The organism is Thiomonas sp. X19 (assembly GCF_900089495.1).
Classification (GTDB): domain Bacteria; phylum Pseudomonadota; class Gammaproteobacteria; order Burkholderiales; family Burkholderiaceae_C; genus Thiomonas_A.
This window is the reverse complement of the sequence record NZ_LT605203.1, coordinates 2,488,190-2,501,391: the sequence shown is the minus strand read 5'-3', so window position 1 is coordinate 2,501,391 and position 13,202 is coordinate 2,488,190. Positions and strand designations below refer to the sequence as shown.

At 63.2% G+C, this 13,202-nt stretch carries 15 protein-coding genes and 3 pseudogenes; all 18 read left to right on the top strand.

Annotated elements, in window-relative coordinates:
• Positions 1-53 precede the first annotated feature (53 nt).
• A pseudogene (locus THIX_RS11935) lies at positions 54-1,226 on the top strand (IS110-like element ISCARN20 family transposase); the annotation flags it as partial.
• A pseudogene (locus tag THIX_RS11930) lies at positions 1,222-2,052 on the top strand (IS630 family transposase); the annotation flags it as partial. The pseudogenes THIX_RS11935 and THIX_RS11930, both read left to right, overlap by 5 nt.
• 228 nt (positions 2,053-2,280) lie before the next feature.
• The gene (gene phaP, locus THIX_RS11925) at positions 2,281-2,844 is read left to right on the top strand and encodes a TIGR01841 family phasin (protein ID WP_112486408.1); all 564 of its coding nucleotides are present in this window, start codon (positions 2,281-2,283) and stop codon (positions 2,842-2,844) included.
• A 261-nt stretch (positions 2,845-3,105) separates the two neighbouring features.
• Positions 3,106-3,831 carry an acetoacetyl-CoA reductase gene (gene phbB / locus THIX_RS11920; protein WP_112486407.1) on the top strand — a complete coding sequence of 242 codons (726 nt, stop codon included), beginning with the start codon at positions 3,106-3,108 and terminating at the stop codon, positions 3,829-3,831.
• A 51-nt stretch (positions 3,832-3,882) separates the two neighbouring features.
• A complete protein-coding gene (locus THIX_RS11915; protein ID WP_146748529.1) occupies positions 3,883-4,083 on the top strand; it encodes a hypothetical protein in 201 nt (66 codons plus the stop codon).
• A 137-nt stretch (positions 4,084-4,220) separates the two neighbouring features.
• On the top strand, positions 4,221-5,003 hold the full coding sequence (gene ppk2 / locus THIX_RS11910) for a polyphosphate kinase 2 (RefSeq protein WP_112486405.1): 783 nt from the start codon (positions 4,221-4,223) through the stop codon (positions 5,001-5,003).
• 217 nt (positions 5,004-5,220) lie between these two features.
• On the top strand, positions 5,221-5,574 hold the full coding sequence (locus tag THIX_RS11905) for a translational machinery protein (protein WP_233224533.1): 354 nt from the start codon (positions 5,221-5,223) through the stop codon (positions 5,572-5,574).
• An 87-nt stretch (positions 5,575-5,661) separates the two neighbouring features.
• Positions 5,662-6,108: a universal stress protein gene (locus THIX_RS11900; protein ID WP_112486404.1), complete on the top strand. Its 447-nt coding sequence runs from the start codon at positions 5,662-5,664 to the stop codon at positions 6,106-6,108.
• Between the two features lie 49 nt (positions 6,109-6,157).
• Positions 6,158-7,627, top strand: coding sequence for a F0F1 ATP synthase subunit beta (gene atpD, locus THIX_RS11895; protein WP_112488333.1), 1,470 nt, complete (start codon positions 6,158-6,160; stop codon positions 7,625-7,627).
• The gene (locus THIX_RS11890) at positions 7,624-8,046 is read left to right on the top strand and encodes a F0F1 ATP synthase subunit epsilon (protein WP_112486403.1); all 423 of its coding nucleotides are present in this window, start codon (positions 7,624-7,626) and stop codon (positions 8,044-8,046) included. The genes atpD and THIX_RS11890 overlap by 4 nt, the downstream gene beginning before the upstream one ends.
• A complete protein-coding gene (locus tag THIX_RS11885) occupies positions 8,043-8,339 on the top strand; it encodes an AtpZ/AtpI family protein (protein ID WP_112486402.1) in 297 nt (98 codons plus the stop codon). The genes THIX_RS11890 and THIX_RS11885 overlap by 4 nt, the downstream gene beginning before the upstream one ends.
• A complete protein-coding gene (locus THIX_RS11880) occupies positions 8,321-8,644 on the top strand; it encodes an ATP synthase subunit I (protein ID WP_199195282.1) in 324 nt (107 codons plus the stop codon). Before THIX_RS11885 ends, THIX_RS11880 begins: the two co-directional genes overlap by 19 nt.
• A complete protein-coding gene (locus tag THIX_RS11875) occupies positions 8,641-9,354 on the top strand; it encodes a F0F1 ATP synthase subunit A (protein ID WP_112486400.1) in 714 nt (237 codons plus the stop codon). The genes THIX_RS11880 and THIX_RS11875 overlap by 4 nt, the downstream gene beginning before the upstream one ends.
• Positions 9,351-9,596: a F0F1 ATP synthase subunit C gene (locus tag THIX_RS11870; protein WP_112486399.1), complete on the top strand. Its 246-nt coding sequence runs from the start codon at positions 9,351-9,353 to the stop codon at positions 9,594-9,596. The genes THIX_RS11875 and THIX_RS11870 overlap by 4 nt, the downstream gene beginning before the upstream one ends.
• 4 nt (positions 9,597-9,600) lie before the next feature.
• Positions 9,601-10,341 carry a F0F1 ATP synthase subunit delta gene (locus THIX_RS11865; RefSeq protein WP_112486398.1) on the top strand — a complete coding sequence of 247 codons (741 nt, stop codon included), beginning with the start codon at positions 9,601-9,603 and terminating at the stop codon, positions 10,339-10,341.
• Positions 10,325-11,875: a F0F1 ATP synthase subunit alpha gene (locus tag THIX_RS11860; protein ID WP_112486397.1), complete on the top strand. Its 1,551-nt coding sequence runs from the start codon at positions 10,325-10,327 to the stop codon at positions 11,873-11,875. Before THIX_RS11865 ends, THIX_RS11860 begins: the two co-directional genes overlap by 17 nt.
• Positions 11,872-12,732: a F0F1 ATP synthase subunit gamma gene (locus THIX_RS11855; RefSeq protein WP_112486396.1), complete on the top strand. Its 861-nt coding sequence runs from the start codon at positions 11,872-11,874 to the stop codon at positions 12,730-12,732. The genes THIX_RS11860 and THIX_RS11855 overlap by 4 nt, the downstream gene beginning before the upstream one ends.
• Positions 12,733-12,774: 42 nt before the next feature.
• Positions 12,775-13,152: pseudogene (locus THIX_RS11850) on the top strand (IS1634 family transposase); the annotation flags it as partial.
• Positions 13,153-13,202 lie beyond the last annotated feature (50 nt).

Here is a 13,202-nt window from a genome sequence, read left to right as displayed (position 1 = left end):
GAATTCGACGACTCCCATGGCGCTGCCGTTCGTTGACAATCTTGGAGCAAACGATGGCGATGCGCAAGCGAGATGATGATCTGGTCTTCCCCAACGCGGCGGGTATCGACGTAGGAGGGTCGAGCCACTGGGTGGCGGTACCCCGGCAAGCCTGCGACGAACCGGTGCGCGAGTTCGGTGCGATGACCGACGATCTGCACGCCATGGCCGACTGGCTGCTCGCGTGTGGGGTCGACACCGTGGCGCTGGAGTCCACCGGGGTGTACTGGATCCCGGTGTTCGAGGTGCTGGAGCAACGCGGCTTGACGGTGTTTTTGGTCGATGCGCGGCAGATGAAGTATGTGCCTGGGCGCAAGAGCGATGTGCAGGACTGCCAGTGGTTGCAGAAGTTGATGAGCCTGGGGTTCTTGCGCGCGGCGTTCCGCCCGACCGATGAGGTCTGTGTGGTGCGTGCCGTGGCCCGTCAGCGCGACGTGCTCTTGGCCGAGCAGGCCAGTTGGGTGCAGCGCATGCAAAAGGCGCTGGTGCAGATGAACATCCAGCTCACCGAGGTTCTGACCGATGTCATGGGACTGACGGGACAAGCCATCATCCGCGCCATCGTCGCTGGCGAGCGCGACCCCAAGACGCTGGCCCGGTATCGCAACGCTCGTGTCAAGGCCAGTGAGACGGAGATTGCCAAGGCCTTGACGGGCAATTGGCGCGATGAGCACCTGTTCGTGCTGCGCCAGGCGCTGGCGATGTATGACGACATTGCCCGGCACCTGGGCGAATGCGACGCCAAGCTGCAAGGACTGCTGAGCCAGCTTGGCGCGGCCAAGGTCGATCTGGGCAAGACGCCTCGTGCAGGCAGCAAGCTGCGCGCGCAGTTCGACGCACGCCAGATTCTGGCCAACTGGGCCGGCGTCGATCTCACGCGCATCAACGGCCTGGGTCTGGCTGCGGTGATGAAGATCCTCTCGGAGGTCGGCCCCAACCTGAGTCGCTTTGCCAACGTCAAGCACTTCTGTTCTTGGTTGGGGCTGTGTCCGGGCACGAAGATCAGCGGCGGCAAGGTGCTGTCAGCCAAGACCCGGCGATCCGCCAATCGGGTCAGGCAGGCGCTGAAGATGGCCGCGATGAGCCTGTCGCACAGCGACTCGGCCCTCGGCGCGTTCTACCGCCGCTTGTCGGGCCGCATGGACAAGCCGCGTGCCAATACCGCCACCGNGACGCGCCAGAGGCGACGGTCGGGTGCTCAGTCAAGCGCAAGAAGAGACGATCCAGCGCATGATCATTGACACGCGTCCTGAGCAACTCAAGATGGACTTTCACCTGTGGAGCCGCGCTGCGGTGATGCAACTCATTGAACAAGAGTTCGACATCAAACTGCAGGTGCGCAGCGTTGGAAAGTACCTCACCCGCTGGGGCTTTACGCCACAAAAGCCGATCAAGCGAGCCTACGAGCAAAGCCCCGCGGCGGTGCAGGCTTGGCTGGAGGGCGAATACCCCGCCATCGAGCAGCGCGCCAGGGCTGAGGGCGGGGAAATCCACTGGGGAGACGAAACCGCGCTGGTCAACACGGACGTGCGCGGCAGAAGCTTTGCCCCTGCGGGCAAAACACCGGTGGCGATGGCGGTGGGCGGGACGCGCCAGAAGCTCTCGATGATCGCCACGGTGACCAACCAGGGCAAGACCCGCTGGATGATCATCGACGAGGCGTTTGATGCCGACAAGTTGATTGAGTTCTTGCAGGCCTTGATCAAGGATGCGGGCAAGAAGGTATTCCTGATTCTGGACAACCTGAGGGTGCATCACAGCAAGTTGGTGAAGGCTTGGGTGGCCTTGCATCACGCGCAGATCGAGCTGTTTTACCTGCCAAGCTACAGCCCCCAACTCAACCCTGAGGAGAGGCTCAACGCCGATCTCAAGCAGGAGATGGGCAAACGCGTGCCGGTGCGAACCAAGGCCAAATTGCGCGAAGCTGCCAACGACCACATGGCGATGCTGGAACAAAACCCGCAGCGTGTGATGCGCTACTTCCAGGACCGGCATATTCGCTACGCAGCTTAATACTTCACAGGGCCGGAGCAATAGTTCATAAGACAACGCACCAAGCAGGTCACGAAGCGGTGCCCAACTGAACGGCCTCGGGCACAAATCGAGGTTGATGCGCCGAGCTCAACCGCGGTTACATCTTTTTTGCATCATCGCTTCCGCTTGCCTGATGCACATCAAGGAAGTCGGTCGCGAGCCCGCGCAAACTAAAAGTGCCTTTCCATACCCAACGGGAGCCGCGCGATGAGTACCACCGAACAGATTCAGGCAGTACAGAAGGCCGAGTTGGATTCCATGCTCAGCATGGCCGACAAAGCCATGAATGGCTTCGAGAAACTGGCCCAGTTGAACCTTCAGACCTTGCGCGAAGCCACGCAAGATGCGGCCGAGGCCATGCGCGCCGCGTTTTCAGCACGCGACCTCCAAGAGCTGATGAGCTTGCAAACCGGGAACCCGATGCAGACCAGTGGTCAGAAGGCCGCGGCCTATGCCCAACACCTCGCGGAGATTGCTGGCAGTGCCCAGGCCGAATTGGCCGAAGCGCTCAATCAGAGCATGACACGCATGCAGCAAGCACTGCGAGACGCCACGCAAAACTCCATGGGCAATTTGCCCTTAGGAAGCGAAGGCGCGGCGGCGCTCATGCAAAGCGCGATGAACTTCACCACCCAGGCCTTCGATGCCATGCAAAAGTCGCAGAGCCAGGTCACCAAGATGGTGTCCGACAACGTCGAGTCCATCACGAATCGTGCGACCAAGGCGGTTGCGGCACAAGCCACGCCTTTGCGCAAGCGTGCGACCAAATGAGCTGCACAAGCCGCGTGGCGCCGCGTCGCGGCTCCGCCCCCGGAGGTCGGGGAAACTTGAGGCTACCGCGCGATTTCTTCAGGGACGGAGCGCTGATCACCTGTAGCTGCTGCCGTTGCAGTCGAGACAGGGCGCGTCTCGCTGTGCGCCGCAAGAGTTTGCGCTGACAAGTCGGCGAGTCTCATCGTCGAACAGGTGCCACCCGCATCCACCCCAGATCAACCTGGTCACCGTTCGGCATGACAAGATTGAGAGACTTTCATGACAAGATTGGCACTCATCACCGGCGGCACACGCGGCATCGGCGCGGCCATCGCGCGTCGCTTCAAGCTCGACGGCTTGAACGTTGCCGTGACCTACTACGGCAACGATACCGCAGCGATTGCTTTCACCCAAGACACAGGAATTCCCATCTACAAATGGGATGCCACGGATTTTGACGCATGCCAGATCGGCGTACAAAAGCTGCAGACCGATCTCGGCCAACCCGTGGATGTGCTGGTGAACAATGCCGGCATCACGCGCGATGCGACGCTGCCCAAGATGACCGTCGAGCAGTGGCATGCCGTGATCGACAACGACCTCGGTGCCTGCTTCAACATGTGTCACGCCATCATCAGCGGCATGCGCGATCGCGGTTGGGGGCGCATCGTCAACATCGCCTCGATCAACGGACAAAAAGGCCAATTCGGCCAGACGAATTATTCGGCAGCCAAGGCCGGCGTGATTGGTTTCACCAAGGCCTTGGCGCTGGAATCGGCACGCAAGGGCATTACCGTGAACGCCGTCGCGCCGTGCTACACCGCGACCGGCATGGTGGCGGCAATGGACCCCACAGTGCTCGAGGGCATCGTCGCTCAAATTCCGGTGGGACGTCTGGCCAAGCCTGAAGAAATCGCCCATGCCGTGGCTTTCCTGCTGGGTGAGCGGTCGGCCTTCATCACGGGCTCCACGTTGTCGATCAACGGCGGACAGTACCTCGTTTGAGGATCGAACATCTGGCGCGCCTTCTTTGTGCAATCTTTCCACATCAACAACATGGGTCACAACGCCAAACAAGAAAATTCGGTCGATGTGCTGGTGATCGGCGGCGATCCCGGACGCACGCCGGCCGCACTGTCCACTGTCGCTAGCGCCGGGCGGAAGGCGCTGATGCTGGTCGAGCAAGCCGACGGTTTGGGCGGGACTTGCTTGTTCGAGGGCTGCATTCCATCCAAGATCTTTCGCCACACCGCCTGATTGCCGAACCAGTTCGGCAGCAACGCAAAAATCTCACCATGATCGCCAACGATACAGCACGACTCGGCTATCCAGGACGCTCCAGCGTTGAAGCCCTGTCCTCGCCCATCACATCAAAACCCCCTTCAGCCCCCAACATGAAAAACCACTCGAATGATCAGGCCAAGGGTTTGCCCTATGCCAAAACCCTGCATGCGCTACAGATCGAACTGGTGAAATTCCAGAAACACCTGATCGCGCATGGTGACCGCATCCTCATCATCCTCGAAGGGCGTGATAGCGCGGGAAAAGACGGCACCATCAAACGCATCATCGAACACCTGTCGCCACGCGACACGCGCGTCGTGGCGCTGAACAAGCCCTCCGACCGCGAAACCTCGGCGTGGTACTTCCAGCGCTACGTGCCGCATCTGCCCCTGGCCGAGGAGTTCGTCCTGTTCAACCGCAGTTGGTACAACCGTGCCGGTGTCGAGCGGGTGATGGGTTTTTGCCGCAAGGCACAGTACGAGGAGTTCATGGAAACCGTCCCGGTGTTCGAGCAGATGCTGGTGCGTTCCGGTGTACAGCTATTCAAGTACTACCTGGATCTCGGCAAGGACGAGCAGAAAAAGCGTCTGCAAGACCGCCGCACCGATCCGCTCAAGCAGTGGAAGATGAGCCCGATCGACGCTGCGGCGCAAAAACACTGGAAGGACTACAGCGTGGCGCGCAATGCCATGTTCGCACGCACCCATACGGCTGCTGCCCCTTGGACTGTGGTTCGCGCCGACGATAAGAAGCGCACCCGCCTGAATCTGATGATGGATCTGCTCATCCGTCTGGACTACAAGGACAAGGATCAGTCTCTGCTGCGGCCCGATCCGGACCTTGTTTTTGCCTACTCCGAGCAGGCCTTGCAGGATGGGCTGATCGCCCCCTGAAGTGCTGGGCCAGCGCCATGTCCCGGGCAAGTCACGCAAGCTTTCATGGCCGTCACCAATGCCTATCGCGACGCCAAGGCAGCGCATTGATCCAGCGGCCGCGGCCGCCATCGACCTTGAATGAGGACGTAGCTTGCGCTGCACTTCTGTTCATCCTCCACCCACCCCAAAAAGGAGTTTTCCATGTCCGACTGCCACGTCATCGCCTGGGTCGACCATGCCCAGGCCCGAGTGCTGCATATCGGATGCCGACAACATCGAGAAATCCATTGTCGAACCCGTACAGCATCCTCATCTTCACCACAAACGCAACGCTATCGGCAGTGGCAAGGCCGCAGAAGATCAGCACTTCTATCACGGCATTGCACAGGCGCTGGCCGGCGCGCAGGAAATTCTCATCGCCGGGCCGGGGCGGGCCAAACTGGAGCTATCCAAGCACCTGCAGCATCACGACCCCGAAGCGGCCAAGCATGTGGTCGGGCTGGAGACAGCAGATCACCCCACCGACGGCCAACTGGCGGACCACGCTCGACATGACTTCAAAGCCAAGGACCGCATGCTGGGTGTTTGATGCCAGCATGCACGGCTCCGCCGGGGAACGCGCCTGTGCCATTTTCCGCCGGAGACTTGATTTCTTTTACGACGACTGCTCACCACCATGTACAGCAAAATACTTGTCCCCCTGGATGCCAGCGCCACGGCACAAACCGCTGCCGAGCATGCCATTGCCATGGCCCGCTCGCTCAAGGCCGCGCTGCGGTTCATGACCGTGATCGATTTCAACGGCTTCATCGGCGCCGTGCCCAGCATTGTGGGCGTCATGAACAACGACGCCAGACTGATGCTTGACGACTGGATGAGCAAGGCCTCGCAATGGGGCCTGGACGCGAGTACCGCCATTGCCGAGACCGATCCAAACACGCCGCGCGTGGCCGATGCCATCGTCGCCGAAGCCGGACGGTGGAATGCCGATCTCATTGTCATCGGCAGTCATGGCCGCAGCGGGGTGCGCCATCTGCTCCTGGGCAGTGTGGCCGAGGGTGTGGCCCGTCGCAGCATGATTCCCGTGCTCATCGTGCATCCTGGCGAAAAACCGTCGTCCTGATGCACAAGCCAAGCGCGAAAACGGACCGCCGAGCACGTTGACCGTCGCCATGCACATGCAACAAGTGACTGCGGTCACAGCAACGGGCGCCGGTGCGCCGCCCGGCACTGTCGTCACGGTTCGCGGCGCCGTGGTGGATGTTGCGTTTGCAGACGCTGGGCTACCCCCCATCCACACCGCGCTGCGCGTTGCTTGGGATCGCCCCGAGCTCCTGCTGCTCGAAGTGCAAGGGCACCTGGATCTGCACACGGCGCGCTGCATCGCCCTGCAGAACACGGCCGGTCTGGCGCGCGGCACCACGGTGCGGTCCACTGGTGCGCCCGTGCTGGTCCCCGTCGGTGACGCGGTGCTGGGGCGCCTGCTCGATGTCGTCGGGCAAGTGCATGACCTCGGACCGGCGCTGCCGGCCGACACTCCGCTGCGCAGCATCCACAATCCTCCACCAACACTGGAGCAGGAAGCCTCGGCCATCGAGGTCTTTGAAACCGGAGTCAAGGTCATCGATCTGCTGGCTCCCATGGCGCAGGGAGGCAAGGCCGCCATGTTCGGCGGCGCGGGCGTGGGCAAGACCGTGCTGGTGATGGAACTCATCCACGCGACGGTGGAGAAGTACCGCGGCATTTCGGTGTTCGCGGGCGTGGGCGAGCGCTTGCGCGAGGGCCACGAAATGCTGAGCGACATGCGCGACTCCGGTGTGCTGGCGCGCACCGTGCTGGTGTATGGGCAGATGAACGAACCCCCGGGCGCGCGCTGGCGAGTGCCGCACAGCGCCCTGACCATCGCTGAATACTTTCGCGATCAGAAGCATCAGAACGTGCTGCTGCTGATGGACAACGTGTTCCGTTTCGTCCAGGCCGGCAGCGAGGTTTCGAGCCTGCTGGGCCGACTGCCCTCGCGCGTGGGCTACCAGCCGACCCTGGGCAGTGAAGTGGCGGCGCTGCAAGAACGCATCGCCTCGGTGGCGGGCACCGCGGTCACTGCGATCCAGGCGGTTTATGTCCCGGCCGACGACTTCACCGATCCGGCAGTCACGGCCATCTCCAGCCATATGGACAGCATGATCATGCTGTCGCGCCAACTCGCCGCGGAGGGTTTCTATCCGGCGGTTGATCCATTGGCTTCGACGTCCGCGTTGCTCGATCCACTGGTGGTTGGTGTGGAGCATTACCGCATTGCCGAACGCGTCCGCGAGACCTTGGCGCGGTTCAAGGAACTGCAGGACATCATCGCCTTGCTTGGCGTGGAGGAGCTCGGCGCCAACGACCGGCTGGTGGTCAAACGCGCACGGCGCTTGCAGCGCTTTCTCAGCCAGCCGTTCATGGTGACCGAGGCTTTCACGGGCACGCCCGGGCGTACCGTGGCACGCGCGGATACCCTGGCTGGCGTGCGTGCGATTCTCGATGGCGAGACCGACGCCTGGGCGGAAAGCTCGCTGTATATGGTGGGCACGCTGGACGAGGCGTGGCACAAAGAGCAGGCGTCAGCCCCAACGCCACACGCTGCGGAGCCGGCGACGTGAAGCTGCGCATCGTCACCCCGCTGTCGATCGAAGTCGATGAGGACGGCTTGCAATCCCTGCGCGCAGAAGACGCGAGCGGCAGTTTCGGCATCCTGCCCCGGCATGCCGATTTCCTCACCAGTCTGACCATCTCGGTGGTGAGTTGGACGCGCGCCGACGGATCGCAGCGACATTGCGCGGTGCGCCGCGGCGTGTTGACCATGTTCGGCGGGCGCGAGGTGCACATCGCCACGCGCGAAGCGGTGGTGGGCGATGACCTGATGCAGCTCGACACCGACGTGCTGGCTCGCATGCGGTCCGACCTCGACCTGGAACGCACCCAGCGCGTGGAGAACACGCGAATGCAACTTGGAGCCATCCGGCAGATCATGCTGCATCTGCGCGCTGATGGACACCGAGGTTTTGGGGTTGGTTCGTGAGCGACACGCCCTCTAGCCCCGAGGACAGCGACGATGCGCTCGTGCGGCAGGCGAGCCTGCGCAGTGCGCGCCATCGCCGCTGGCTGCGCGAGGGTGAGCCCTCCGTCGCGCGTCGGCTGGCGCAGATCGGAGTGCTCGGATGGATCATCGTGCTCCCCATGCTGCTGGGTCTATTCGCCGGGCGCTGGCTGGATCGCGCCCTCGGAACCGGGCTGATGTTCACCGGCGCCTTGTTGATCCTTGGGCTTGCCATGGGTAGCTGGTCGGCCTGGAAATGGATGAAAAGCGCATGAATCCATGGCCTTTGCATGTCATCTCGGCGGCTGCGTTCTGGCCGCTTTTTCTGCTCGCACTGGCCGTGGGTTTCTTGGCTGGGCTGGGCTACTTTTATGCCATTTGGTGGAGTGCGCGCGCGCTGCTGAGCGGCCGGCATGGCGCAGTGCTTACCATCTTCCTGTCAATCAGCCGGCTCGCCTTGCTTGCCGGCTTGCTCATTCTTGCAGCGCATGCAGGTGCCATGGCTTTGCTGCTCACGGCGCTGGGTCTGTTGGCTGCCCGTTTCGTGGTGATCCGCCACGTAGGACAGGAATCGCCATGAATTCGCCCTTGGCCGGCCTTGTGATGTTTCACCTCGGCTCGGTGCCGATCACGCAGGCCGTGGTCGTCACCTGGGGCATCATGATTTTGCTCGTGCTCGGCGCCTTGATGCTCAAGCGCCGTTTGAAACTCGTACCTTCGCGCAGCCAAGCGGCTTTCGAGCTGATGGTCGATACGGTGGACGCGCAAATCCGCGACACCATGCAGCTCCAACCCGAGCCCTACCGCGCTTTCATCGGCACGCTGTTCGTCTATATTTTTCTCGCCAACTGGTCTTCACTCGTGCCTGGCATCAAACCGCCGACTGCCCAGCTCGAAACGGATATTGCATTGGCACTGCTGGTGTTCGTCGCCGTGGTCGGCTTTGGCGTGCGTGCTGGCGGGATACGCGGCTATCTGGCGACCTTCGCCTCGCCCAATCCCATCATGATTCCGCTGAACTTCGTGGAAAGTCTCACCCGCACCTTCTCCATGTTCGTGCGCCTGTTCGGCAATGTGATGAGCGGTGTGTTCGTGATTGGGATCGTGCTGTCGCTAGCCGGCCTGTTGGTGCCGATTCCACTCATGGCGCTCGACCTTCTCACTGGCGCCGTACAGGCTTACATCTTCACGGTCCTGGCCATGGTGTTCATCGCCGGCGCGGTCAGCGATGGGCCGCATCCATCGGCACCTGATTCATCTCAACCCGAACTTTCTAGGAACCCGCCATGAATTGGTTAGCGCTTGCCAGCATCGTTTCCGCCGCGGTCGCCGTATCGTTCGGCGCCATTGGACCCGCCTTGGGCGAGGGACGCGCGGTGGCCGCTGCAATGGATGCCATTGCCCGCCAACCCGAAGCGGCCAACACCATTTCACGCACCCTGTTCGTGGGCTTGGCGATGATCGAGACCATGGCCATCTACTGCTTGGTGATCGCCTTGTTGCTTCTGTTCGCCAACCCCCTGCTGAAATGACGGCATGAGCATCGACTGGTGGACGATCGGCCTGCAGGCCGTCAATGTCCTGATCTTGGTCTGGCTGCTGGGGCGCTATTTCTGGCGCCCGGTGGCGGACATCATCGCCAAGCGTCAGGCGGCGGCAAAGGAATTGCTTGATACGGCCCAGGCCAAGCGCGAGCAGGCTGAAGGTGTGCTGGCCGAAGCCACGCGCGCTCGTACCGCGCTGGCGCGAGAGCATGAGGATATGTTGATCAAAGCCCAGGCTGAAGTTCAACAACTTCGGGCCACGAGCTTGCAGGAAGCGGCGCAACAGGCGCAAACCTTGCTAGACGACGCGCAAGCGGAGATCGCCAGGCTGCGCGAAGCCGTGGAGCGCAGTTCACAAGAACGCGCCGTACAGCTCGCCGTTGCCATCGCCCAGCGTTTGGCGGCCAGACTCGATGGGCAGGCCGTACGGGAGGTTTTTCTTGGTTGGCTGGTGCAGAGCATCCAGGCCTTGCCCCAAGCGGTGCGCCAGACAGTGGTGCAAAGCGGCACAGCCGAGCTGGTCAGCGCTACGCCACTCGACCCTTCCGAACAAGCGCAGCATGCGCAGCACATCGGCCAGGTTCTTGGCGGCGCGGTGAAACTGACGTTCAACACCGATCCCGGCTTGATCGCGGGGTTGGAGTTACGCGGCGCGCAGGTCGTGATCAACAACAGCTGGCATTCTGATCTTACTCGCATCCGAAAGGAATTCGACGATGCCCGGCGCGCTTGAAACCACGGCCGACGCCTGGCTTGCCAGCGCCATGCAGAAGGTCGAAGTGACCCCTCTGGGGCCGCAAGCCGAACAGATTGGACATGTGCAGGCCATCAGTGATGGCGTCGCCATCGTTTCCGGCCTGCCGCAAGCGCGGCTCGACGAATTGTTGCGCTTCGATCACGGGCAGTTCGGATTTGCCCAGGTGCTCGAGCGCGACCACATCGGCTGCGTGCTGCTCGACGGCGCCGACGAGGTGCAGGCGGGCGATACGGTGCATGGCACCGGCGATGTCGTGCGGGTGCCGACCGGCATGGCCTTGCTGGGACGGGTGGTCGATCCGCTGGGGCGGCCGCTGGATGGCAAGGGGCCCATCGTCAGCGATGCGAGCGAACCCATCGAGCGTGCGGCGCCGGGCATCGTCGAGCGCGAACGGGTCACCCAGCCGGTACAGACGGGGCTGCTGGTGATCGATACCTTGTTCGCCCTGGGACGCGGGCAGCGCGAACTCATCATCGGCGATCGCGCGATTGGCAAGACCACCATCGCCATCGACGCCATCATCAACCAGAAGCACAGCGACATCATTTGTGTCTACGTGGCGGTGGGCCAGAAAAGCGCGAGCGTGCGCCGCGCCATCGATGCCATCGCGGCGCATGGCGCGCCCGAGCGCTGCATCGTGGTCGTGGCGCCGGCCTCCAGCACGCCGGGTCTGCAGTGGATCGCTCCATTTTCCGGCTTCACCATGGCCGAGTATTTCCGCGACCGCGGCCAGCACGCGCTGGTGGTGATCGACGATCTGAGCAAGCACGCCGTCAGCCACCGCGAAATCGCGCTGCTGACGCGTCAGTCGCCCGGTCGCGAAGCCTACCCCGGCGATGTGTTCTATGTGCATGCGCGGCTGCTGGAACGGGCCGCGAAGCTGTCCAAGGCCAAGGGTGGCGGCTCGCTGACGGCGCTGCCGATCGCCGAGACCGACGCCGGCAATCTCAGCGCCTATATTCCGACCAATCTGATTTCGATCACCGACGGCCAGATCGTGCTCAGTGGGCGACTGTTCGACGAGGGGCTGAAACCCGCAGTGGACGTGGGCGTGAGCGTCAGCCGGGTCGGCGGCAAGACCCAGGCCGCCGCACTGCGGCAAGCCGCGCAGACGCTGCGGCTGGACTACGCCCAGTTTCTCGAACTGGAAATATTCACCCGCTTCGGCGGCATGCCCGACACGCGGGTGCGTCAGCAGCTCACGCGGGGCGCGCGCATCCGCGCCATCCTCGGCCAGCCGCAACACGCACCCTTGCGGCTGGCCGAGGAGGTTGCGCTGGTCTTGGCGGTGCAGTCGGGCTTGCTTGACGGCATGGATCTGCCCTTGGTCGAAGCATTTCGTCATGGTCTAGGAGCGGCGCTCGACAGCGGAGCGGCGGATGCGGTGCGCGCGATCCAGGAGCAGGGCACGCTGTCGGAGACCACTCGACAGTCCCTGCTCGAAGCCTTGCGCCAGTATCGCCTGGCCCTGGTGGCGCCGAATGCCGCGGTACGAGTGGAGCCCGCATGACCGAGCGTCTCGCTGAAATCGAAGCTCGCATCCAGGGCACGCAGCAACTCGGCGCCGTGGTCAACGCCATGCGCGGCATGGCGGCGGCGCGCGCCCAGCAGGCGCATGGCCAACTTGTCGCGGTCGAGAGTTATGCCGCGAGCATCGCCGGCGCCATCGGCAGTGTGCTGGAAGTCATCCCTGCGCGCGATGCGGGCCAGTCATCGGCCAGCACCGGCCGGGCACTGGTGCTGTTCTGCGCCGAACAGGGGTTCGCGGGAGCATTCAGTGAGCGCGTGCTGGATGCCGCCAGCGCGCAAATGCAGGGCGCCGAACTGTTGCTGGTCGGCTCCCATGGGTTGACGGCCGCGACCGAGCGTGAACTGCACCCGGACTGGACCGGTGACATGCCGGCGCAGACCCAGGGTGTTCCCAAGCTGGCCGATCGCATCGTCGAGGCACTGTATGCGCGCATGGCCACCGGCGCGATCGAGCGGCTCGATGCCGTGTTCAGCCGTTGGCAGCTTGGCCTGCCGATCCAGGTCGAAAGCCGCCGTCTGCTGCCCCCCGATCTGTCGATTTTCCCGCGCCAGACGAAGACCGCACCGCCCTTGATCAATCTTGCACCGGCCGTGCTGTTGCAAGAACTCGTCGCGGCCTATCTGCATGCCCAGCTTTGCGATGCCGCGCTGCACGCCTTCGCTGCCGAGAATCAGGCACGCATGGAAACCATGGCGTCGGCGCATCAGCAGATCGACCGCCAGCTCTCAGCTCTGCAGGCCATCCAGCGGCAGGTGCGGCAGGAAGCGATCACCGCCGAGATCATCGAGTTGGCCGCCGGCGAGCTTGCAAGCCGTGAGGCCGAATCCGGTTCGTGAGTCGATCTCGGATGCGTTGGAGGAAGGCTGCATGGTGGCGGCGTGTTCGTGAAAATCACCAGTTCAGGCGGCCGCCGCGAGGGGCAACGCGTCGCGGCGCGACGCGACGCGGCCGGGCGGGTCAAGCCGCAGCGCACGGTGGCCACGCTCGGGCGCGCCGATCAGGCTGGCGGGCAACTCGACGGCGTGATGCGGGGCCGGCGGCGGCTGCGCGGCCAGACGCCGGTTGACGAAGCGCAAGCTGCCGCCGGGCCTGCCCTGCAGAACGGCGCGTTCGCGCCCAGCCGCAACCTCGGCGACGTGTGTGAGCGCTGGCCGAGCTTTGGGAGGAACGGGGATTCGGCGAGTTCAGGCGTGTGCGCCGTCGCACGCGCCGCCGCCTCGATGAAGCTCAACCGACGGTGCGATCCGACGTCCAAGCGTGTTGCGCTTCACTCTTGAAACCGCCGACACGATTGCAGAATCTACAG